18 protein-coding genes are annotated in these 19,124 nt (G+C 61.2%); 5 read left to right on the plus strand and 13 right to left on the minus strand.

Annotated elements, in window-relative coordinates; genetic code table 11:
- Positions 1 to 75 precede the first annotated feature (75 nt).
- From glyQ to LXM55_RS12245, 4 genes are all read left to right on the plus strand, one after another.
- A complete protein-coding gene (gene glyQ, locus LXM55_RS12230) occupies positions 76 to 1,029 on the plus strand; it encodes a glycine--tRNA ligase subunit alpha (RefSeq protein WP_003177094.1) in 954 nt (317 codons plus the stop codon).
- Complete coding sequence (glyS, locus tag LXM55_RS12235) at positions 1,026 to 3,080, plus strand: glycine--tRNA ligase subunit beta (protein ID WP_233320617.1); 2,055 nt, start codon at positions 1,026 to 1,028, stop codon at positions 3,078 to 3,080. Before glyQ ends, glyS begins: the two co-directional genes overlap by 4 nt.
- Before the next feature lie 17 nt (positions 3,081 to 3,097).
- Positions 3,098 to 3,631, plus strand: a complete 534-nt coding sequence (gmhB, locus tag LXM55_RS12240) for a D-glycero-beta-D-manno-heptose 1,7-bisphosphate 7-phosphatase (protein ID WP_233320618.1) — start codon at positions 3,098 to 3,100, stop codon at positions 3,629 to 3,631.
- 82 nt (positions 3,632 to 3,713) lie between these two features.
- Positions 3,714 to 4,484, plus strand: coding sequence for a lysophospholipid acyltransferase family protein (locus tag LXM55_RS12245; protein ID WP_233320619.1), 771 nt, complete (start codon positions 3,714 to 3,716; stop codon positions 4,482 to 4,484).
- Between the two features lie 181 nt (positions 4,485 to 4,665).
- Here the strand turns inward: LXM55_RS12245 and LXM55_RS12250 are convergent, their stop codons facing one another.
- The 3 genes from LXM55_RS12250 to LXM55_RS12260 all read right to left on the minus strand — a co-directional run bounded on the left by LXM55_RS12250 (position 4,666) and on the right by LXM55_RS12260 (position 8,682).
- A complete protein-coding gene (locus tag LXM55_RS12250) occupies positions 4,666 to 6,984 on the minus strand; it encodes a CHASE2 domain-containing protein (protein ID WP_233320620.1) in 2,319 nt (772 codons plus the stop codon).
- Between the two features lie 18 nt (positions 6,985 to 7,002).
- A complete protein-coding gene (locus tag LXM55_RS12255; protein WP_233320621.1) occupies positions 7,003 to 7,995 on the minus strand; it encodes a FecR family protein in 993 nt (330 codons plus the stop codon).
- A 399-nt stretch (positions 7,996 to 8,394) separates the two neighbouring features.
- Positions 8,395 to 8,682: a hypothetical protein gene (locus tag LXM55_RS12260; RefSeq protein WP_233320622.1), complete on the minus strand. Its 288-nt coding sequence runs from the start codon at positions 8,680 to 8,682 to the stop codon at positions 8,395 to 8,397.
- Positions 8,683 to 8,901: 219 nt separating this feature from the next.
- On the opposite strand from LXM55_RS12260, the gene LXM55_RS12265 reads away from it, so the two are divergent.
- Positions 8,902 to 9,630 carry a response regulator transcription factor gene (locus tag LXM55_RS12265; RefSeq protein WP_233320623.1) on the plus strand — a complete coding sequence of 243 codons (729 nt, stop codon included), beginning with the start codon at positions 8,902 to 8,904 and terminating at the stop codon, positions 9,628 to 9,630.
- Between the two features lie 27 nt (positions 9,631 to 9,657).
- Here the strand turns inward: LXM55_RS12265 and LXM55_RS12270 are convergent, their stop codons facing one another.
- From LXM55_RS12270 to dnaA, 10 genes are all read right to left on the minus strand, one after another.
- A complete protein-coding gene (locus LXM55_RS12270) occupies positions 9,658 to 9,978 on the minus strand; it encodes an immunity protein Imm33 domain-containing protein (RefSeq protein WP_233320624.1) in 321 nt (106 codons plus the stop codon).
- A complete protein-coding gene (locus LXM55_RS12275) occupies positions 9,975 to 10,460 on the minus strand; it encodes a DUF4265 domain-containing protein (RefSeq protein ID WP_233320625.1) in 486 nt (161 codons plus the stop codon). Before LXM55_RS12275 ends, LXM55_RS12270 begins: the two co-directional genes overlap by 4 nt.
- Before the next feature lie 56 nt (positions 10,461 to 10,516).
- Positions 10,517 to 10,708 carry a hypothetical protein gene (locus LXM55_RS12280; RefSeq protein WP_233320626.1) on the minus strand — a complete coding sequence of 64 codons (192 nt, stop codon included), beginning with the start codon at positions 10,706 to 10,708 and terminating at the stop codon, positions 10,517 to 10,519.
- Positions 10,705 to 11,217 (minus strand): DUF4265 domain-containing protein, encoded by a 513-nt coding sequence (locus LXM55_RS12285; RefSeq protein WP_233320627.1) that lies wholly within the window; start codon positions 11,215 to 11,217, stop codon positions 10,705 to 10,707. Before LXM55_RS12285 ends, LXM55_RS12280 begins: the two co-directional genes overlap by 4 nt.
- Positions 11,218 to 11,223: 6 nt before the next feature.
- Positions 11,224 to 11,694, minus strand: a complete 471-nt coding sequence (locus LXM55_RS12290; protein WP_233320628.1) for a hypothetical protein — start codon at positions 11,692 to 11,694, stop codon at positions 11,224 to 11,226.
- A gap of 12 nt (positions 11,695 to 11,706) precedes the next feature.
- On the minus strand, positions 11,707 to 12,222 hold the full coding sequence (locus LXM55_RS12295; protein ID WP_233320629.1) for an Imm21 family immunity protein: 516 nt from the start codon (positions 12,220 to 12,222) through the stop codon (positions 11,707 to 11,709).
- 114 nt (positions 12,223 to 12,336) lie between these two features.
- On the minus strand, positions 12,337 to 14,754 hold the full coding sequence (gyrB, locus tag LXM55_RS12300) for a DNA topoisomerase (ATP-hydrolyzing) subunit B (protein WP_060836809.1): 2,418 nt from the start codon (positions 14,752 to 14,754) through the stop codon (positions 12,337 to 12,339).
- Between the two features lie 4 nt (positions 14,755 to 14,758).
- On the minus strand, positions 14,759 to 15,862 hold the full coding sequence (gene recF / locus LXM55_RS12305; RefSeq protein ID WP_123723707.1) for a DNA replication/repair protein RecF: 1,104 nt from the start codon (positions 15,860 to 15,862) through the stop codon (positions 14,759 to 14,761).
- 20 nt (positions 15,863 to 15,882) lie between these two features.
- On the minus strand, positions 15,883 to 16,986 hold the full coding sequence (dnaN, locus tag LXM55_RS12310; RefSeq protein WP_011058392.1) for a DNA polymerase III subunit beta: 1,104 nt from the start codon (positions 16,984 to 16,986) through the stop codon (positions 15,883 to 15,885).
- 38 nt (positions 16,987 to 17,024) lie between these two features.
- Positions 17,025 to 18,566 (minus strand): chromosomal replication initiator protein DnaA, encoded by a 1,542-nt coding sequence (dnaA, locus tag LXM55_RS12315; protein WP_233320630.1) that lies wholly within the window; start codon positions 18,564 to 18,566, stop codon positions 17,025 to 17,027.
- Positions 18,567 to 19,124 lie beyond the last annotated feature (558 nt).

The raw sequence follows: 19,124 nt of genomic DNA on the forward strand, positions 1-19,124 counted from the left end.
CCAGGGGGCGTGCGCAGGACTGAATCGGGTATACTCCCGCTCCTTAAATCGCAGCCCAAGTAACAGGTGAATTTCGTGAGCCAGCCTACGCCAGCCGTGCGTACCTTCCAAGACTTGATCCTCGCCCTCCAGCAGTACTGGGCCGAGCAAGGTTGTGTGGTACTTCAGCCCTACGATATGGAAGTAGGCGCCGGCACTTTCCACACCGCTACCTTCCTGCGGGCCATCGGCCCGGAAACCTGGAACGCCGCTTATGTGCAGCCCAGTCGTCGCCCGACTGACGGCCGCTACGGCGAAAACCCCAACCGCCTGCAGCACTACTATCAGTTCCAGGTGGTCTTGAAGCCCAACCCGGAGAACTTCCAGGAGCTGTACCTGGGTTCCCTGAAGCACGTGGGCCTGGACCCGCTGGTGCACGACATCCGTTTCGTCGAGGACAACTGGGAATCGCCGACCCTGGGCGCCTGGGGCCTGGGCTGGGAAGTCTGGCTCAACGGCATGGAAGTGACTCAGTTCACTTACTTCCAGCAGGCCGGTGGCATCGAGTGCTACCCGGTGACCGGCGAAATCACCTATGGCCTGGAACGCCTGGCCATGTACCTGCAGGGCGTGGACTCGGTGTACGACCTGGTCTGGGCCGACGGCCCGTTCGGCAAGGTCACCTATGGCGATGTGTTCCACCAGAACGAAGTGGAGCAGTCGACCTACAACTTCGAACACGCCAACGTCGAGAAGCTGTTCGAACTGTTCGATTTCTACGAAAGCGAAGCCAAGCGCCTGATCGAGCTGGATCAGCCGCTGCCGTTGCCGAGCTATGAAATGGTGTTGAAGGCCTCCCATACCTTCAACCTGCTGGATGCCCGCCGTGCCATCTCGGTCACCGCGCGCCAGCAATATATTCTGCGTGTCCGCACCCTGGCGCGTTCCGTTGCGCAAGCCTACCTGCTGGCCCGTGCCAAGCTGGGCTTCCCGATGGCGACCCCGGATCTGCGTGATGAAGTGTTGGCTAAGCTGGAGGCGGCACAATGAGTGCGCAAGATTTTCTGGTTGAACTGGGCACTGAAGAACTGCCACCCAAAGCCCTGAACACCCTGGCCGAAGCCTTCCTGGCCGGCATCGAGAAAGGCCTGCAGAGCGCCGGCCTGAGCTTTCAGGCCAAGCACGTGTACGCCGCGCCACGGCGCCTGGCGGTGCTGATCACCCAGCTGGCCACCCAGCAGCCGGATCGCAGCATCAACCTCGACGGCCCGCCACGCCAGGCGGCCTTCGACGCTGAAGGCAACCCGACCCAGGCAGCCCTGGGCTTTGCCAAGAAGTGCGGCGTCGACCTCAGCGAGATCGACCAGAGCGGCCCGAAACTGCGCTACAGCCAGAGCATCAAGGGCAAGCCGACCGCCAGCCTGCTGCCGACCATCGTCGAGGATTCGCTGAACGACCTGCCGATTCCCAAGCGCATGCGCTGGGCCGCGCGCAAGGAAGAGTTCGTGCGCCCGACCCAATGGCTGGTGATGCTGCTCGGTGACACCGTCATCGACTGCACCATCCTCGCCCAGAAGGCCGGTCGCGATTCCCGTGGCCATCGCTTCCATCATCCGCAAAGCGTGCGCATCACGTCGCCAGCCAACTACCTGGCCGACCTGCGTGCCGCCTACGTGCTGGCCGACGCCAACGAGCGCCGCGAGCTGATCAGCAAGCGCACCGCGGAACTGGCGACCCTGCAGGAAGGCACGGCGATCGTCCCGGCGGACCTGCTGGACGAAGTCACCGCCCTGGTGGAATGGCCGGTGCCGCTGGTGTGCTCGTTCGAGGAACGTTTCCTCGACGTGCCCCAGGAAGCCCTGATCACTACCATGCAGGACAACCAAAAGTACTTCTGCCTGCTGGACGTGGACGGCAAGCTGCTGCCGCGCTTCATCACCGTGGCCAACATCGAGAGCAAGGACCCGCGCCAGATCATCGAGGGCAACGAGAAAGTCGTGCGCCCACGCCTGACCGACGCCGAGTTCTTCTTCAAGCAGGACAAGAAGCAGAAACTCGAAGACTTCAACCTGCGCCTGCAGAACGTGGTCTTCCAGGAAAAACTCGGCAGCGTCTACGACAAGGCCGAACGGATTTCCAAGCTGGCCGCCTTCATCGCCCCGCGCATCGGCGGCGACGCCCAGCGCGCGGCCCGTGCCGGCCTGCTGTCCAAGTGCGACCTGGCCACCGAAATGGTCGGCGAGTTCCCGGAGATGCAAGGCATAGCCGGCTACTACTACGCGCTCAATGACGGCGAGCCGGAAGACGTGGCCCTGGCCCTGAACGAGCAGTACATGCCACGTGGCGCCGGCGCCGAGCTGCCGAGCACCGTGACCGGTGCCGCCGTGGCCATCGCCGACAAGCTGGACACCCTGGTGGGGATCTTCGGCATCGGCATGCTGCCGACCGGCAGCAAGGACCCCTACGCCCTGCGCCGTGCGGCCCTGGGCGTGCTGCGCATCCTCATCGAGAAGAAGTTCGACCTCGACCTGAACGACGCCGTGGCCTTCGCCGTCAGCGCCTTCGGCAGCAAGGTCAAGGCCGCCGGCCTGGCCGACCAGGTGCTGGAGTTCATCTTCGACCGTCTGCGTGCGCGTTACGAAGACGAAGGCGTGGATGTCGCCACCTACCTGTCGGTGCGTGCCCTGAAGCCGGGTTCGGCCCTGGACTTCGACCAGCGCGTGCAAGCCGTGCAGGCCTTCCGCAAGTTGCCGGAAGCCGCCGCCCTGGCCGCTGTGAACAAGCGCGTGTCGAACCTGCTGAGCAAGATCGAAGGCAACGTGCCGACCACCGTCGAAGCCAAGTACTTCGACAACGCCAACGAGTTCTCCCTGTACTCGGCGATCCAGCAGGCGGACCAGGCGGTACAGCCCATGGCCGCTGCTCGTCAGTACAGCGAGACCCTGGCCCGCCTGGCGGCCCTGCGCGAGCCGGTGGACGCCTTCTTCGAGGCGGTGATGGTCAATGCCGAAGACGCCAATGTTCGGGCCAACCGCTATGCGCTGCTGGCGCGCCTGCGGGGCCTGTTCCTAGGCGTGGCGGATATTTCGGTACTGAGCTGATCAGGTAAGGAACTGCTGTGAAACTGCTGATACTCGATCGTGACGGCGTGATCAATCACGACTCCGATGCCTACATCAAATCGGTGCAGGAGTGGATTCCACTCCCCGGCGCGATCGAAGCCATTGCGCAGTTGAGCAAGGCCGGCTGGACGGTGGCGGTGGCCACCAACCAGTCCGGCATCGCTCGCGGCTACTATGATCTGGCCACCCTCGACGCCATGCACGCGCGCCTGCGCGAGCTGGTGGCGGAGCAGGGCGGCGAGGTCGGGCTGATCGTCTACTGCCCCCACGGCCCCGACGAAGGCTGCGCTTGCCGCAAACCGAAACCGGGCATGCTGCGGACCATTGCCGAGCATTATCAGGCAGATCTGACAGGTCTATGGTTTGTCGGTGACAGTCTCGGTGACCTGGAAGCCGCAAAAGCCGTCGACTCTCAGCCAGTATTGGTAAAGACCGGGAAAGGCGAAAAGACTCTGGGGAAAACCCTGCCGGTAGGCACCTTGATTTTTGACGACCTGGCGGCCGTTGCCGCTGAACTTATCCACAATTAGGCCCCTTCTGGCATCCTGACCAAGGACTGTTCGGGAGAGCGCTTTTTAACAGGCGGGCATGCCCGCAATGGTAAATGCCGCTATGTCGATCCTGCAGGCCATCAGAACCTTTTTCTTTTACCTGCTGTTGGGCACCAGTTCCTTGCTGTGGTGCTCCCTGAGCTTTTTTATCGCGCCGTTCCTGCCCTTCAAGGCGCGCTACCGCTTTATCAACGTCTACTGGTGTCGCTGCGCGCTGTGGCTGACCAAGGTATTTTTGAACATTCGCGTGGAAGTGAAGGGTGCGCAAAACGTTCCCGAGCGGCCGTGCGTGATCGTCTCCAATCACCAGAGCACCTGGGAGACGTTCTTCCTCTCGGCCTATTTCGAGCCCCTGAGCCAGGTGCTCAAGCGCGAATTGCTGTACGTACCCTTCTTCGGCTGGGCCATGGCCATGCTACGGCCCATCGCCATTGACCGGGACAACCCCAAGGCTGCGCTCAAGCAAGTGGCGAGCAAGGGCGACGAGTTGCTCAAGGAAAACGTCTGGGTGCTGATTTTCCCCGAAGGCACCCGTGTGCCCTATGGCACCGTCGGCAAGTTCTCCCGCAGCGGCAGCGCCCTGGCGGTAAACGCCAACCTGCCGGTGCTGCCAGTGGCGCACAATGCCGGCAAGTTCTGGCCAAAGACCGGCTGGGCCAAGCGCCCCGGCACCATCACCGTGACCATTGGCGCACCGATGTACGCCGAAGGCAGCGGCCCGCGGGCCATTGCCGAGCTCAATGACCGGGTCGCGGCGTGGAACGAGCAGGCTCAACGGGACATGGGCTCATTGCCACCATTGCCCACTTCCACGGATAAGGTTGCTGTATGAGCTTCTGTGGATAACCTGTGTACGAATATTCGTACGAGGTCCGAAATTCGCTTATAAATTACTGATTTATATATATATTTCTCAAACTAATAAAATGTGGAAAAACGTGCATAAGTTTTTACCGCAGACAAAAAACCGGCCTTGAAGCCGGTTTTTTTTCGACCCGGATATCCCGGGGAGGTCATTGCTCCAGCAAGGGCAGTTCGAGAATGAAACAGGAGCCCCGGCCCACCACGCTCTGGCAACTGATGCGCCCCTGATGCCGGTCCACCACCGCCTTGACCATGGACAAGCCCAGGCCCAGGCCATCGATGCCCTTGGCCGAGGCGAAGCGCTGGTACTGGCCGAACAGCTGGGGCATATCCGCGGCATCGATGCCGCGACCTTCATCGCGGATCTCGCAGCGCAGCCAGCCCGGGCTACAGCTGACCTGCACCCTCACCCTGGACTCGGCCGGGCTGTACTTGATGGCGTTCTCCAGCAGGTTGAACAGGGCCCGGGTCAGCAGCGACTGATCCGCCAGGACCAGGCTCTCGGCCTCGTCATCCAGATCATGCTCAAGGTGGATGTCCTTCAGTTGGGCCAGGGTCGTGGCCTGGTCGAACGCATCCAGCACCAGCATGGCGAACATGCTCGGCTCGAACTGGTAGACCTCCGACTCGGCCTTCGCCAACTGCACGAAAGCCTCGGTCAGCCCCAGCGCCCGGCGCACCTGCTGTTCAATCTGCACATAGACCTGCCTGGGCATCGCCGGCTGATGCCGTTGCACATCCAGCAGCGCCAGGATCGCCGAATGCGGCGCACGCAGATCGTGGGACAGAAACCGCAGCAGCACGCTGCGTTGCTGCTCGGCATCGCGCTCGACGCTGAGGTCGGTGAGGCTCAGCAGCCAGCCAATGGCGGTATCGCTGTCCACCGGTAGCAGCGGGGCCAGTTCCATGCGCAGGCTGCGCTGTTGAACATCACGGAACTCCACCGCCGGCAGTTGTTCCAGCCGCGGGTACTGGGCCGGGTCCGTCAGGCCCGGATACCCCAGGGCAGCCAACTGGGCAACCAGCCCTTTGCCCACCAGGGAATGGGCGAAGACTTCCCGAGCGTTGCGGTTGGCCAACAGGATCTTGCCGTCGGGGTCGCTGATCAGGGTCGCCACTGGCAGGTACTCCAGGCCATCGGCGATAAAACGCCGGGTGTCGCGGGTGCGGCTCAGGGCTTGCTCCAGGGCCACGATCTGCCCCTGCAGCACGTCCCCGGCCGGGGTCTGGCTGTGGCGGCGTTCCGGCAGCACCTTGGGTTCGCTGTCCAGGCGCGCCAGTTCCCAGCCGAAATAGGCCAGGATCACGCTCAGCCGACGCCAGTTCCAGATCAGGTAAGCCAGGAACATGCCCAACAGGCTGGCCACCGGCGACCACCAGTAGCCCTGCCGCAGCATCAGCACCGAGCCCGCCAGGCCCAGGCCCATGCACCCCAGGGTTATCCACAGCGCGTGGCGCGGCCGCCACAGCAGCAGCCCAAGCAACACAGCGGTCAGGGCCATGGACAGCAGCATCCCCGACCACTTGCCCAGGGCCACCACGCTCCGGTGCTGGAGCAAGCCATTGAGCAGGTTGGCCTGGATCTCCACACCCGGCGTGGTGCCCTGGCTGCCGGACTGCGGAGTCACGTAGCGGTCTCCCAGCCCCGGCGCGGTGGACCCCACCAGGATCAGCCGGCCACGCAGCAGCTCCGGCGGCACTTCGCCGCGCAACACGCTGACATAGGGCACGCTGGGGAAACCGGCGTCGGCGCTGATAAAGGGAATGCGCACCGGGTTGGCCCGCAGCCAGCCCTGCGCCACCCGGGGCTTGCCGGGCCCGGGCATCTGCGAGGAAAGCGGATCGGCCTCGGTCAGCTGGTACAGCAACCACGTCAGTTGCGCCCGAGGCGCCTGCACCGGGCCTTCCCGCAGATAGACACTGCGCACCGTGCCGTCGGCATCCGCTTCGGCATTGATATGGCCCAGCCCTCGGGCGCAATTGCTCAGCAACGGCACTGGCGGGATTTCCTCGAGGTCCTGGCCGTAGCGGGCAACGCTCTGGCGCAGCACCGGCAAGAACACGTTGCCGGCCCGGCACAAGGCGCTGGCCAGGCGGGTGTCGTTTTCCACCGTGCTGCCGGGTTCACTGAGGATCACATCGAACAGAACCCCCTTGGCCTCGGCCGCGCCCAGCCGGTCCAGCAACTGGCCATGAACGGCCCGCGGCCAGGGCCAGCGCCCCAGTTGCTGGAGGCTGTAGTCGTCGATCGTCACCAGCAGGATTCGCGGGTCCACCGGCAGCGGGGTGAAGCGCCGAAGGTTGTCGTAGAACAGGTTATTCAGGGCCAGGCCATGGCTCAGGGACAGCACCGCCGTCAACGGCAGCAGGATCAGGCTGACCCACAACCACTCCCGCACCAGGCCACGAAAAAGACGCTGGGCCTGGGTCGGTTCACGGCCATCGGCCCGCAGGCGCCACCGACTCATCGATGGCCCACCGAAGGGTTATTCAACACGGCTGGTCCTGGGGTAGTAGAAGATGTCGTAGACCCCGGTTTCGCCTTCCAGGCCGTGCTCATCGAACGCCGAGAGACGCACATGGTAGAAAAATGCCTGCAAGCCGGTGAAGTTGACTTGCGGGCTGCTGGAGAACTGCTCCTGCTTGATGTTCAGGAAATCCTTGTCAGTGGCGACCTGGGCCCGATAGCGGCTGGCCCCGGGCAACGGTTGCAGGATCAGTTGCCAGACGGGCAGCTCACCGGTTTTCCCGGCCTGCCCCAGCAGCCGTGGCGCGGCCAGCAGTTCCACCGGCTTGAGCTCGCCCTGTTTGTGGATCCGCAGCCCCTGACGCGCCATGACCTGAACTTCCCCCGGCACCGGGCCCGCCGGTTTATCCACAGGGCGCTTGCGGCGCGGCGTCGGGTCGGGCAAGTCATCAGTACGGCTGACCGCCACTTGGCCATTAAGCACTTCCACCAGGGACTGCTGATCATCATTGCGCACCCGGAAGTGGGTGCCGCGAACCCCCAGCACGCCCACTGGCGTGACGATCTGGAAGCGGTCGTGATCGCTCTTGCGCTTGATCACATAGGATTCGATCTGGCCCTGCTCCAGCACCACTTGAGGAATCGCGTACTGGGCGTTGAGCAGCAGAGTGACCTGGGAACTGGAGGGCAGCACCACCCGCGAGCCGTCTCCCAGGGACAGGCTGACAAATGCCGAAGGCGAGGTCTTGATCCCTTCCTTCTCATCGATGCTCATGCCTTCTTCCAGAGCCACTTCCCGGCCCTTGGTGTCGAGCTTCCAGGCTTCGCCGGTCAAGTGTTCCACCGTCGCCGGCAGAGGCTGGCCGCGGCATTGCTGGTTGTCATCGATATAGGGCAGTCGTGAAGGCGCGGCCTGCACCCCGGCCAGCGGCAGGATCAGCCCCGCCACCAGCAGTGCGACACGAGCCAGCGCAGGCCGGCCAGCGGACGGAAAAGGGCAGAGGTCATTCATGGATATGCTTTGAGCCTTTGGGGAAACCACAGCGAGATCCTACGCACCATACCTGAGGCAGCGCATGGGCAGAAAGCCGGACGCTGCGGGGCGTCGCCCAAGGAGAGGGTGCGGGTCGGGCGTGGGAGGGAAGGGGGCAGGAACCGGAGAAAGTGACACGTCCCTGTGTCGGGACCAGGGCGACAGGTCGCCCGGCCCAAAGTCCTGAGGAGGCACTCCCTGTATTCCCCTTCAACGACGCACGCAAGCGCGCGTTGTGCCGCCAGCCTGGCGGTTGACACTCCCTGTGTCGGAGCACTTCCAGGTGCCCCCGTGTGCCACTCAGCGGGGAGCAATGTAACGCTGGCCGGAACGCTGCGACGGATTTGCAATATTTGTTCAGAATCATTGCCGCGCCCTCTAGAAGACCCAACGCGGGGCCGGTTGCTGCAGGTTCGTAGGTAGCGCTGTCCGACCCAGCACCGGTTCGGCGTCCAGGGTCAGGTTGGAATCGCGACTGATGGGCAAGGCCAGCCCTGAGTAGGCTTGAGTGGTGTGGTGCTGGCAACAGGACGCCATCGACGAAGGCATGGCGCTGGCACTTATCCCCAGGTAAGCCGCCAGCATCAGGCTGAAAAGACGGACGGGATCATCGCCACTGAATATTCTGACAAGCGCGACCTGGCCTTTCCTGAGCATGTTCCCCATGGTTCTTTTCCTTGTTTGTACGAGCCGGTATCGTGCAGCTCAATAGGCCGGCAGCCCCGTGCTCCGGGCGCCTTACCGGCTATTTGATATCAGCGTACCGAGGGAGCCCGGGCTCAAGAGCAATTCGCCACAATTGTTCAGATTCGGGCCCGGCGCCTAAACTGCCCCACGGTCCAAGCCCGGCAAGCACAGCCCCCGAACCAAAAGGAACTGCCTCGCATGCGTGTCGCAATACTGGATGACGAACCGGCGGAACTGGCGCGGGTGGAACAGACACTGCGCGAGATTCCCAGCCCCGGCGACCAGCCCTGGACCCTGCACAGCTTCGAGCGTGGTGAAGACCTGCTGCGCCAGCTACGGCGGGAAACCTTCGACCTGCTGATCCTCGACTGGCAGGTGCCGGACCTTAGCGGCCTGTCGCTGCTGCGCTGGACTCGGGAACACATGGAGGTACCGCCGGCCGCCATCATGCTCACCAGCCGCGATGCCGAGAGCGACATTGTCCAGGCCCTGAACACCGGCGCCGACGACTACTTGAGCAAGCCGTTTCGTCCCAACGAACTCAAGGCCCGGGTCAATGCGGTGCTGCGCCGCCACGGCTTGCAGCGCAACAACAGTGAAGAGCTCCTGAGCTTCAACGACCTGACCTTCGACGATGCCGAACTGACCGTGACCCGCGCTGGCGCGCCCATCAGCCTGACCGAGCGCGAGTACCGCCTGGCCCGCTGCCTGTTCGCCAACCTGGGCCGACCACTGTCCCGGGAGTACCTGTACGAACGCTTCTGGACCCATGAAGAAATCGTTTCCTCACGTCCCCTGGATACCCACATCTACCGCCTGCGCAACAAGCTCGGGCTGACCGCGGACCGCGGTTGGCAGTTGCTGACCATCTACGGTTACGGCTACCGGCTGGAAAGCGTCGCGTCGCCTGACGAGCAGGGCGACTGACGGCTTGCCGTCAAAAGCGGCTTGATATCATTCCGGGTCCTGCCAGACATCTTCATAGCCGGCACGGTCGATGATGAAACGCGTCCCGCTCGGCAGATACAGGTAATCGATCACCTCCGGCAACAGCTCAAGCAGATGCTCGGCGCACAGAGGCTGGTAGAAATCCAAGGCCGTGGAATGTTCGCCGCAGTGGATAAACCAACTGATCGTGCCGTTCTCCGGCAACTCGACCCGGGTGCCATAGATGGGCGACTGCGCCAGGGAGCGGGTGGCCAGTGCAATCATCGGCTCCGGTGCCTGGGGAGCGAGGTCGTAGCGTTCACAGACAAGCTGCTGTCTTTCGTTCATTGGTCCAGCCACCAATTGAGCAAGGTCTCGTCATCGCTGTCATCGAGGTTCTTATAGATGTTGGCGTAGTACCACTCGATGCCCGTGGTCTCGCGGAAGCGGTTGAAGAACCGGGCGATGTTGTCCATGCCGTTTCGCGCCGGCACCGACAAGGTCAGATTGCCCTTGTAGCGCCCGTCGAGCATGCCGTCCAATTCGGTCGCCACATCCGCCGCCAGCGCACTGATGTGTTCTTCAGGGATGTGATTCGAATAAATGTGGATGCAGAAGTTGCCGCCACGCTTGAGCACCACGGCAGGTGCCTGCGGGTCCTTGATCGAAATAATGTCGCCCTTGGCCAGGTTCAGTGTCAGCCCCGGTGAGTAGAGAATCTCGTAGCTGTCCTCATCGATCCGCCGTACATGCAGCGGCTCATAGACCGGGCCACGGTCGTTTTGCCCCGCCACGACCCGAATCGATATTTCCTGGTTTTCATCATCCATAACACGTTTCCGAGCGATTGCTGCTTTTACACAGGGTGAAAAGAGCCGAGCCGGACTCAGCCGCGTAGCGGGGTCAACGGCTCGATGAACACGCCTCGAAGCGCCTGTTCGATGGCCGGATCGTCCTGCAGGTCAGGTGCCAGCAACAGCACCAGCTGATCCAGGCCCGCACACCAGGTGACGGAACTGGCCATGCTGAAAATGATGCGGTCCTGGCTGAAACAATTGGCAGGCCATTCAACCGTCATGCTTGAACCTCAAGTGAAGCCAGCGATAAGCACTCGCTCATGCGCGCAGGTTCAATGGCCCCATGCTGTAAACAGGCATCTTCATAGGCGATATGTTGGTCGTCGGTGATGGAGGACAGGTACTGGTCAATTGCGCAAAAACTGATCTCGGGCGCGATATCCACAGTGAACAGCGACAGGCCCCGGGTCACCATGCACCGGGCGCCGAGGCTACGCAGGTGCTGCACAATGCTCGAGCGCTCCGACTCGCGCTCGGCAAAAACCCGCAGCGTCGAGTGCCCGGATTGCCGCACCACGCGAGTCGCGATCCGCTCATGAGCATCGGCGCAAGTCAGCACCCAGTCCCCCTTGCTCACGCCGTAGAGATAGTAGGGCGTGTTATCCAACTCATAGACACCTGCGCCTCGTTGAATGCCCCACATCGATTCATACTCCACCGGTGGGTAACCGTCGGCGTCGACGGTGAGCTTGAAAATGATCTTGTGAAACTGTGCTGTCGAGTTATCCATTCCATCTCACTGAGGCGCCGCCATGGGCCTCACAAACTGTCCGTAAAAGAAGTTTTCCTCGAAGGAAAATATGACCTCTGCACTGCCCGGCATGACCAGGACCGTATTCTCATCGGACGGATAGAAAAAGTCGTCCCAGCATTTTATAAAAATATCCCTGGGCACCTGCGCTGCGCAGCACCTGCCCCAGAACAACCAGAGCCATTCCTCACCCTCTAGGACCTTCTGGAAAAACCTGGCACCGTCAGCCCGACGCTTGAAATCCAGGGTGGTCGTTTCGCTGACCTGGAACGTCCCGGCGCTGACGCTCATCAGGTGCGAAAGCGGAACCCACTCATCCCATAGCGCCTGGGACTGTGCCTGCTGGTACAAGCACAGACGCTGTTTGTCGCTATCGGACAACCCACAATCCCGAGCATTGAACCGCCAGGCAATGGGGTAGCGTTGCTCATCAAAAAGGTAATGCTGCCTATCCATGCATGCCAAACCTCAGTACGGATGGGCCCACTGACGAGGCACTATCTGGTGGATCAACAGGGCGATATCGGGCGTGGGCTGGTAGCGGAATGTCGATACCTCGCTATGCGGCGACAACAGTTGAAGGCGCAGACACGCCTGTGGATCAAACCCGTCGACCCCATCAAACAGCACCAGCGCGTCGCTTGACCAATCAATACTCAACCGCTCGATCGGGGTCAGTGAACCAAGCTCAAGCAGCTCAAGCTGCGTCAGCACCTCGGCCTCAAATGGGGCGCATATCCATCGGATAATCAGCAAGGCATCGTCTGCCGTGGCAATCGCCGTGTCCAAAGGCTCGTCACCCAGGACAAGAATGTCGCCATCGACACCCTCCAGCCGGCCGGCATAGTCATCAATCTGACACGCCCTGTGGTAATCCGAGGGATGGCCGTCGAGGCCACGCCACATACCGGCCAAGCCTTCACCTATCACCACCAAGGGGCCACCGGAACTGGACAGCCAGGGAGAAATCTTGAATCGACTCATAGGCTCCTTGCCTTCCTGTTGAGCAGAACAGCTGCATGATCCACTGACAACGCCATGATGTCCGCGCAAAAAAAAGCCAACGCTAGGCGTTGGCTTTTGAGGTGCTGCTGCGGATCAGAAGTCCAGGTTGGACACCGCCAGGGCATTGCTTTCGATGAAGTCGCGACGAGGCTCGACCGCATCACCCATCAGGGTGTTGAAGATCTGGTCGGCGCCAATGGCGTCTTCGATGGTCACCTTGAGCATGCGGCGCATGCTTGGGTCCATAGTGGTTTCCCACAGCTGGTCAGGGTTCATCTCGCCCAGACCTTTGTATCGTTGAATGGTGTGGCGCTTGGTGCTTTCCGCCATCAGCCAGTCCAGGGCTTCCTTGAACTCGGTGACCGCTTTCTTGCGCTCGCCGCGCTGAACATACGCGCCTTCGTCCAGCAGGGTGCTCAGTTGAGCGCCGAGGGAGACGACGGTCTTGTAGTCGTTGCTGCCGAAGAAGTCGCGGTTGAAGGTGACGTAGTTGGACAGGCCGTGGGAGATCAGCTCGACCTCTGGCAGCCAGACATTACGTTCACGGTCTTCGCGCAGGCTGGCCTTGTAGACCAGGCCGGACTTCTCGGACGTGCGCAGGCGGGCGTCGTACTTGGCCAGCCAATCCTGCATGGCGGCGTGGTCGGACAGTTGCTCCATGGTCACGGCCGGCAGGTAGATGAAGTGCTCGGTCAGCTCCTGCGGGTACAGGCGCGACAGACGCTTGAGGGTCTTCATCACCATGCGGAAGTCGTTGACCAGGCGCTCCAGCGCCTCGCCGGAGATCCCCGGGGCTTCGTCGTTCAGGTGCAGGCTGGCATCTTCAAGAGCCGACTGGGTCATGTAGTCTTCCATGGCGTCGTCGTCTTTGATGTATTGCTCTTGCTTGCCTTTCTTGACCTTGTACAGCGGCGGCTGGGCGATGTAGATGTAGCCGCGCTCGATCAGCTCCGGCAGCTGACGGAAGAAGAAGGTCAGCAGCAGGGTACGGATGTGCGAACCGTCGACGTCAGCATCGGTCATGATGATGATGTTGTGATAACGCAGCTTGTCGATGTTGTACTCTTCGCGGCCGATGCCGCAGCCCAGTGCGGTGATCAAGGTGCCCACCTCTTGCGAGGAGATCATCTTGTCGAAGCGCGCCTTCTCGACGTTGAGGATCTTGCCCTTGAGCGGCAGGATCGCCTGGGTCTTGCGGTTGCGTCCCTGCTTGGCGGAACCGCCAGCAGAGTCACCTTCCACCAGGTAGAGTTCGGACAGGGCCGGGTCTTTTTCCTGGCAGTCCGCCAGTTTGCCCGGCAGGCCGGCGATATCCAGCGCGCCTTTGCGACGGGTCATTTCACGGGCTTTACGCGCAGCTTCACGAGCACGGGCAGCGTCGATCATCTTGCCCACCACCAACTTGGCTTCGTTGGGGTTTTCCAGCAAGAAGTCGGAGAAGTACTTGCCCATTTCCTGTTCGACCGCGGTCTTCACTTCGGAAGACACCAGCTTGTCCTTGGTCTGGGAGCTGAACTTCGGATCCGGCACCTTCACCGAGATGATCGCGGTCAAGCCTTCACGAGCGTCGTCACCGGTGGTGGCGACCTTGTGCTTCTTGGCCAGGCCTTCCTGCTCGATGTAGTTGTTCAGGTTACGCGTCAGGGCCGAACGGAAGCCCACCAGGTGGGTGCCGCCGTCACGCTGAGGAATGTTGTTGGTGAAGCACAACAGGTTCTCGTTGAAGCTGTCGTTCCACTGCAGGGCGATTTCCACGCCGATGCCGTCTTCACGCTGGATGTTGAAGTGGAACACCTGGTTGACCGCAGTCTTGTTGGTGTTCAGGTATTCAACGAAGGCACGCAGGCCGCCTTCGTACTTGAACAGTTCTTCCTTGCCGCTGCGCTCGTCCTTGAGGACGATGCCGACGCCGGAGTTGAGGAAGGACAGTTCACGAATCCGCTTGGCCAGGACGTCCCAGCTGAAGTGGATGTTCTTGAAGGTTTCAGCCGAAGGCTTGAAGTGAATCTGGGTACCGGTGGTTTCGCTGTCGCCAACGATCTTCATCCGCTCTTGCGGAACGCCGTGGACATAGGTCTGTTCCCAGATCTTGCCGCTGCGGCGCACGGTGAGGATCAGCTCTTCGGACAGCGCGTTCACTACCGATACACCCACGCCGTGCAGACCGCCGGAAACCTTGTAGGAGTTGTCGTCGAACTTACCGCCAGCGTGGAGCACGGTCATGATGACCTCTGCCGCCGAGACGCCTTCTTCTTTGTGCACGTCTACCGGAATGCCGCGCCCGTTGTCGCGCACGGTGATGGATTCGTCCGGGTGGATGATGATGCTGATGTCGTCACAATGGCCGGCCAGCGCTTCGTCGATCGAGTTATCGACCACCTCGAACACCATGTGGTGCAGACCGCTGCCGTCATCGGTGTCGCCAATGTACATACCGGGACGTTTGCGTACGGCATCCAAACCTTTCAGCACCTTGATGCTGGTCGAGTCGTACGTATTTTCTTCGCTCATGCCTTCACTCCCGATGGTCGTGGGTCTGGGTGATACGGCCTTGTTCCACGTGGAACAAAGCGACTGGCGTTTCCGTCTGCCAGCCTTCCCTCAATAATTCGTGGTCTACACAGGTGATGAACACCTGGCAGCGTAAGTCTTCCAACAAGCGACAAAGTGCGCGGCGGTGCTGCTCGTCCAGCTCGGACGGCAGGTCATCCACCAGATAAATACACTGACCGCGACGGGCCTGGCTCACCAGATGCCCCTGGGCAATGCGCAAGGCACAGACCACCAACTTCTGCTGGCCACGGGACAAGATGTCCGCGGCGTTGTGTCCGCCTAAGCGCAGACGCAAATCAGCACGTTGTGGGCCGGCCTGGGTATGACCCATTTGCTGGTCACGGTGGAGGGCGGTCGCGAGCACTTCACTGAGCTCTCGTTCCTTGTCCCAACCACGGTAATAGCTAAGCGTCAGGCCCTCGAGCTGCAACAGTTCGCCCAAGGTCCGCTCAAAGACCGGTTTCAAGGCTTTGATGTATGCGCGGCGGTATTCATCGATTTCAGCGCTGGCCTGACACAGTTCCCGGTCCCAGGCCGCTTGCGAAGCGGCGTCAAGTGTACCATGCCGCAGCCATGAGTTCCGCTGCCGCAGGGCCTTCTGCAAGCGCTGCCAGGTGGACATGAAGCGAGGTTCCACATGGAACACTCCCCAGTCCAGGAACTGCCGCCGGATCTTTGGAGCGCCTTCCAGCAGCCGAAAGCTGTCCGGGTTGATCAGTTGCAGCGGCAGGATTTCCGCCAGCTGAGCGGCGCTGCGGGCATTCTGCCCGTCGATGCGTATCTGGAATTCCCCCTGGCGATCGCGGGATATCCCCAGGCTGCTATGCCCGCCCTGAGCCAGCTCCACCTGACCAAACACGGTGCAGGCCAGCTGTTCGTACTGGATCACCGGCAACAGCCGGGCACTGCGAAACGAGCGGGCAAGCCCCAGCAGGTGAATGGCTTCCAGCACGCTGGTCTTGCCACTGCCGTTGGCGCCGTAGAGAAGGTTGATGCGGGGAGAGGGGGAGAAGGTCACCGGGTGCAGATTGCGCACCGCGGTGACCGAGACGCGACTGAGGGACATCTAGCTTCTGCTGAGCATGATTACAGGCGCATCGGCATGACAACGTAAGCCGAGTCGTCGTTGTCGGATTCCTGCACCAGCGCACTGCTGTTGGAATCGGACAGGATCAGGCGAACCTGTTCGGTGGTCATCACGCCCAGCACGTCCAGCAGGTAGCTGACGTTGAAGCCGATTTCCAGCGAGCCGCCGTTGTATTCCACGCCCACTTCTTCTTCCGCTTCTTCCTGCTCCGGGTTGTTGGCCTGGATCTTCAGCTGACCATTGGCCAGTTGCAAACGGATGCCGCGGTACTTCTCGTTGGACAGGATCGCGGTACGGCTGAACGCTTCACGCAGGGCCTGACGGTCGCCGAGCACCAGCTTGTCACCGCCTTTTGGCAGTACGCGCTCGTAGTCCGGGAACTTGCCGTCCACCAGCTTGGAGGTGAAGGTGAATTCGCCAGTGGTGGCACGGATGTGATGCTGGCCCAGGACGATGCTGACGTTGCCGTCCGGCTCGGTCAGCAGGCGCGCCAGTTCCAGGATACCTTTGCGCGGCACGATCACCTGGTGGCGATCCGGCTGGCCGATATCCGCCTGCATCGAGCACATGGCCAGACGGTGACCGTCAGTGGCCACGGCACGGATGATCCCGGCAGACACTTCCAGCAGCATGCCGTTGAGGTAGTAGCGCACGTCCTGCTGGGCCATCGCGAAGCTGGTGCGTTCGATCAGGCGACGCAGGCGGCTCTGCTCCAGTTGGCAGGTCAGCGAGCCAGGGCCTTCTTCCACCGTCGGGAAATCGTTGGCCGGCAGGGTCGACAGGGTGAAGCGGCTACGCCCGGCCTTCACCACCAGCTTCTGCTCATCGACCTTGATGTCGATAAGGGCGTCGTTCGGCAGGCTCTTGCAGATGTCCATCAGCTTGCGCGCGGGAACGGTGATTTCCCCCGGCTCTGCGGGCTCTTCAAGTTGCACACGACCAACCAGCTCGACTTCCAGGTCGGTACCGGTCAGCGACAGTTGCTGGCCTTCGACAACCAGCAGCACGTTGGAAAGCACCGGCAAGGTCTGGCGGCGTTCGACGACGCCGGCGACCAGTTGCAGGGGTTTCAACAGGGCTTCGCGTTGAATGGTGAAATGCATGGTCTAGTCCCTTGCCTTAATAAGCTGCGTTGGAGTCATCAAGTGGTCAGAGTACGCAGCAGGTTCTTGTAGTCCTCGCGGATGTCCGCGTCGGATTCCTTAAGTTCATTGATCTTGCGGCAGGCGTGCAGAACCGTGGTGTGGTCACGGCCGCCGAACACATCGCCGATTTCCGGCAGGCTGTGGTTGGTCAGCTCCTTGGACAGGGCCATGGCCACTTGCCGCGGACGGGCCACCGAACGCGAACGTCGCTTGGACAGCAGATCGGAAATCTTGATCTTGTAGTACTCGGCGACGGTACGCTGGATGTTATCCACAGACACCAGCTTGTCCTGCAGCGCCAGCAGGTCCTTCAACGATTCGCGAATCAGCTCGATGGTGATGTCGCGGCCCATGAAGTGCGAGTGGGCGATGACGCGCTTGAGCGCGCCTTCCAGTTCTCGGACATTGGAGCGAATCCGCTGGGCAATGAAGAACGCCGCATCGTGAGGCAGTTCGACCTTGGCCTGGTCGGCCTTCTTCATCAGGATCGCGACGCGGGTTTCCAGCTCCGGCGGCTCGACGGCCACCGTCAGGCCCCAGCCGAAGCGGGACTTGAGGCGTTCTTCCAGCCCTTCGATTTCCTTGGGATAGCGGTCGCTGGTGAGGATCACCTGCTGGCCGCCTTCGAGGAGGGCGTTGAAAGTGTGGAAAAACTCTTCCTGGGAACGCTCCTTGCGAGCGAAGAACTGAATGTCATCGATCAGCAGCGCATCGACCGAACGGTAGAAGCGCTTGAACTCGTTGATGGCATTGAGCTGCAAGGCCTTGACCATGTCTGCCACGAAACGCTCGGAATGCAGGTACACGACCTTGGCATTCGGGTTCTTCTTTAACAGGTGGTTACCCACAGCATGCATCAAGTGGGTCTTACCCAGGCCGACGCCGCCATAAAGGAAGAGCGGGTTGTAACCGTGCTTGGGATTGTCCGCCACCTGCCAGGCCGCCGCGCGGGCCAGCTGGTTGGACTTGCCCTCGACGAAATTCTCGAAAGTGAAGGTGCGGTTCAGGTAGCTGGTGTGCTTGAGCGCACCCTCCACCTGGACAGTACGCTGCTCGGCGCGCACCGGCGCCTGCTGCGAGCTGGCGCCCGCCATCGGGTCGAAGCTGTCACGAGAGGGTTCTTCGCTGACTTCGGCAGTCTTCTGCACAGCCGCTTTCTTGGCCGGGGCAGAAGCAGGTGCCGGAGTGGGCGCAGGAGCAGCAGCCGGAGCGGAATTGGCCGCCGCCGCTTGCAGTGCTTGCGAGGCAGCAGCTGCCAATGGCGCATTAGGTGCGGCGCGAGGTGCCGAACTGCGTTTGCTGCCTATTAATAAGGAAAGAACCGGAGCGCTGCCGTTGCCGTGTTCATCCAGCAGCTCGAGCACGCGACCCAGGTACTTTTCATTGACCCAATCGAGAACAAAACGATTCGGTGCGTAAACACGCAACTCGTCGCCTTCGGCTTCGACCTGTAGCGGGCGGATCCAAGTGTTGAATTGCTGGGCAGGCAGCTCATCACGCAGAAGCTCCACGCACTGCTGCCAAAGTTCCACTGACACGGATATCCCCTAAGTTGAAAGCCGGTGAGGCAAAAACAAGCGGCCATTGTAGCGATCAGCCGCCCACTTATCCACATGTAGCGTGCCCTCAGGACACTAAGAATCAACGTCTTACCCCGAATAAACACGACCAGCGGTATGTGCATAAGCTCTGTGGATAACCCCACTTGAGGTCGTTGCACAACTCGGGTCGAAACTCTGTGGGTAACTCGGCTGTGGATAACTGCTCGTTCCACGCACAGGTTTTCCGATAGCGCAGCACAGGCAGGACACCGTTTCTCAACCGTGTTGTCATTCTCTGTACAGTACGGAATAGAAGGGCTTAAGCCAGTTATCCACAGAAGGTGCAGTCCCTAGCCTTTATAAGCTTTACAGAAAAGCTTTAAATACTTTCCTTCTTTATTTTTATATCTAGCTGACCCTGGCTCACAACCCCGTCCCCGGACATACATAGATAAAGGAAAAGCTGGTTGGAAATTGACCTAGAGGCTTGCTTTCTCTAGAATCGCCGATCTCTTAAAACGGGGGCCATTCCGGCCCGTTGTGGACGAACCAGGT

It is taken from the genome of Pseudomonas sp. Au-Pse12 (genome assembly GCF_021341665.1).
Lineage (GTDB): Bacteria > Pseudomonadota > Gammaproteobacteria > Pseudomonadales > Pseudomonadaceae > Aquipseudomonas.

Coding starts and splice junctions, on each gene's coding strand:
- LXM55_RS12275 (WP_233320625.1), bottom strand. CDS start 10,460: ATGGATGATGAAAACCAGGAAATATCGATTCGGGTCGTGGCGGGGCAA.
- LXM55_RS12295 (WP_233320629.1), bottom strand. CDS start 12,222: ATGAGTCGATTCAAGATTTCTCCCTGGCTGTCCAGTTCCGGTGGCCCC.
- LXM55_RS12245 (WP_233320619.1), top strand. CDS start 3,714: ATGTCGATCCTGCAGGCCATCAGAACCTTTTTCTTTTACCTGCTGTTG.
- gyrB (WP_060836809.1), bottom strand. CDS start 14,754: ATGAGCGAAGAAAATACGTACGACTCGACCAGCATCAAGGTGCTGAAA.
- LXM55_RS12250 (WP_233320620.1), bottom strand. CDS start 6,984: ATGAGTCGGTGGCGCCTGCGGGCCGATGGCCGTGAACCGACCCAGGCC.
- LXM55_RS12260 (WP_233320622.1), bottom strand. CDS start 8,682: ATGGGGAACATGCTCAGGAAAGGCCAGGTCGCGCTTGTCAGAATATTC.
- recF (WP_123723707.1), bottom strand. CDS start 15,862: ATGTCCCTCAGTCGCGTCTCGGTCACCGCGGTGCGCAATCTGCACCCG.
- LXM55_RS12255 (WP_233320621.1), bottom strand. CDS start 7,995: ATGAATGACCTCTGCCCTTTTCCGTCCGCTGGCCGGCCTGCGCTGGCT.
- LXM55_RS12290 (WP_233320628.1), bottom strand. CDS start 11,694: ATGGATAGGCAGCATTACCTTTTTGATGAGCAACGCTACCCCATTGCC.
- glyS (WP_233320617.1), top strand. CDS start 1,026: ATGAGTGCGCAAGATTTTCTGGTTGAACTGGGCACTGAAGAACTGCCA.
- LXM55_RS12285 (WP_233320627.1), bottom strand. CDS start 11,217: ATGGATAACTCGACAGCACAGTTTCACAAGATCATTTTCAAGCTCACC.
- dnaN (WP_011058392.1), bottom strand. CDS start 16,986: ATGCATTTCACCATTCAACGCGAAGCCCTGTTGAAACCCCTGCAACTG.
- LXM55_RS12270 (WP_233320624.1), bottom strand. CDS start 9,978: ATGAACGAAAGACAGCAGCTTGTCTGTGAACGCTACGACCTCGCTCCC.
- LXM55_RS12280 (WP_233320626.1), bottom strand. CDS start 10,708: ATGACGGTTGAATGGCCTGCCAATTGTTTCAGCCAGGACCGCATCATT.
- LXM55_RS12265 (WP_233320623.1), top strand. CDS start 8,902: ATGCGTGTCGCAATACTGGATGACGAACCGGCGGAACTGGCGCGGGTG.